The sequence below is a fragment of the Hymenobacter psychrophilus genome (genome assembly GCF_900107135.1).
Lineage (GTDB): Bacteria > Bacteroidota > Bacteroidia > Cytophagales > Hymenobacteraceae > Hymenobacter > Hymenobacter psychrophilus.
The window spans coordinates 1-1,984 of sequence record NZ_FNOV01000042.1 but is presented as its reverse complement, the minus strand read 5'-3'; the positions used below and the strand labels follow the sequence as shown (position 1 = coordinate 1,984).

2 protein-coding genes and 1 pseudogene are annotated in these 1,984 nt (G+C 54.5%); 1 reads left to right on the top strand and 2 read right to left on the bottom strand.

The genetic code is table 11. The features are described 5' to 3' along the window. Both BLW21_RS21410 and BLW21_RS20955 read right to left on the bottom strand, forming a co-directional pair. A pseudogene (locus BLW21_RS21410) lies at positions 1-371 on the bottom strand (DUF6503 family protein); the annotation flags it as partial. Between the two features lie 342 nt (positions 372-713). Further along, on the bottom strand, positions 714-1,286 hold the full coding sequence (locus tag BLW21_RS20955) for a recombinase family protein (RefSeq protein WP_092744060.1): 573 nt from the start codon (positions 1,284-1,286) through the stop codon (positions 714-716). A 354-nt stretch (positions 1,287-1,640) separates the two neighbouring features. Here BLW21_RS20955 and BLW21_RS21920 point away from each other — a divergent pair, with 354 nt between their 5' ends. Continuing rightward, positions 1,641-1,805 (top strand): hypothetical protein, encoded by a 165-nt coding sequence (locus tag BLW21_RS21920; RefSeq protein WP_245711987.1) that lies wholly within the window; start codon positions 1,641-1,643, stop codon positions 1,803-1,805. The last annotated feature ends 179 nt before the right edge of the window (positions 1,806-1,984 follow it).

The window sequence follows — 1,984 nt, the reverse complement described above, 5'->3', positions numbered from 1 at the left end:
GAATTTGAGTAGGCCAGTTTTTTATCTTCTGACAGGTCAATCCTTTTGCCATTCACTTCCCGGTAAAAGCCGTTGTTCTGCAGCACGTCCTTCACATGGCCAGAAGAATCGCTAAAAGCTCTTGTATAGGTAAAAAAGCCATCATTTCTAAACGCTGTATACTGCTTTTCTCTGAAGGTGAAGCGAACCAGGATTTTATCAAACAATTTGCCGCCGTGCGCTTTTATAGATAAGTCTACCACCTCTTGGGCTTTGCTGTTAGCCTTTATTGAAACGGGTATTTTATCGACTCCCTGCTGGCACGAAAGAACCGCGACTGCGGGTATTACAGCCAAAAAGAATTTACACCCTCGAAACCAATTATTTCTCATAAAATCAGCTAATCAAAGAAATACCTATACCCAGTAGGCAGGCAAGAACGCGTTTCCTACTACCACCCTTTCGGACTGCTATTCCATCTTTGCTCATCTCTTGTACCCTTGTCATAACCTGGCTTTTGTTCCAGTATCCCTAGGGTGTCCCCACTGGCTGCCGCTGCATATGCTGCCCCAAGTTCCACAACTTAGCATTAGAAACCACGCCCCGCTTCGTTTTGCCCACGTTCTTACCCTCCTTGGAGAAGAGAAACGGGTAACAGGCTGAGGTGGTTTAGTTGGGCTGGACAGAATGAGTCGGTATCGAGTGCGAAACCCGGCAAGCGGAATTGTCTTGCCTTATTCCGCGTCTGAATTGCGCAATTCTATCTGGCGGCGGTAGCGCTTAACGCTGGACTCGCTCACGCCCGTGGCGGCTACCGTCTGGTGCACCGACATGCCGGCAGCCAGACACGCCTGTACCCTGGCCAGCTTGTCTGCGTCCACACCTGGGCGACGGCCCAGGTGCTTGCCCTGTGCTTTGGCCAGGGCAATGCCTGCCGTCGCCCGTTCGCGGATGCTCTCGCGGTCGTACTCCGCCAGCGCGGCGAAGATGCCCAGCACCAGCCGGCCGGCGGGGGTAGCCGTATCAATGCCTAAATCCAGGGCCACGAAACGCACCTGGCGCTCGTGCAGCTCGGCCACCAGCTGCATGATATGGGCGCTGTTGCGGCCCAGCCGGTTCAGGCGCGCCACGGTCACCGTATCACCGGTCCGCAAGGTGGCCAACAGCTCGGTGAGCACGGGCCGTTGAATGGTGGCGCCGCTGATCTTTTCCTGAAACACCCGGTCGACGCCGGCGGCCTGGAGTTGGTCGAGTTGAGTATCGAGGTGTTGGTCTTTGGCCGAGACGCGGGCGTAACCGAAGTTCATGGCAAATGGGTCAGGAAGGTGGGGCCACAAAGATGCAGGGCTGGCCCCACTTTCTGGCCCCATATTTCCGGGACAAGTCGCTCCGGATTGGCAGGGGCCAGGAAGGTGTGCCTTGTTGAATCCCTGTATGTGCAGTTGCTAGGCATTGGTTCGGTCCGACTAGACGAACCTACTGGATACGCATTTAGCTTTGGACTACACCTTGAGTTTTGGCCAGCTATGAGCCCCATGAGCCCACATAACCAGCAAGCCTATAGAGCGCTTCGCGCCTACCTAACATACCTATTGGCCAACCAACGGGATAAAGCGCTGTCAGAAGTGCCACTCCTGTTTCGGGCCAGTGTGGAGCTATTTATGCAAGGTAAAACGATGTACGCTGATGCGGCTGACCAGCCCATCATTTACGCCCACGATTTGGCCGCCTGGGCCTATCAGGTCATCTATGTATCCGGCTTGGAGTATCCCCTTCCCCTGGCCGCTGTGGACGTGGACTGCCTGCGGCGAGCGATGGAAGGATGAGTTGACTAAAGATTTAGTGATCCAACAAACTGGGTGCGGTAACCATGCTCAAGGATATCGTTGCGTGCAGCAGGCCGCAACAGTTGATGCGGAGAATAATGCGCATATTTACCGCATAGTATGCGGAGAATAAACCCCTACATCCATCAACTCCCGGCTTGGCCGAAGTTTAGCTGGCA

What these genes read in the sequence shown, in the direction of transcription:
- BLW21_RS20955 (WP_092744060.1), bottom strand. Translation starts at nt 1,286, where the DNA reads ATGAACTTCGGTTACGCCCGCGTCTCGGCCAAAGACCAACACCTCGAT.
- BLW21_RS21920 (WP_245711987.1), top strand. Translation starts at nt 1,641, where the DNA reads ATGCAAGGTAAAACGATGTACGCTGATGCGGCTGACCAGCCCATCATT.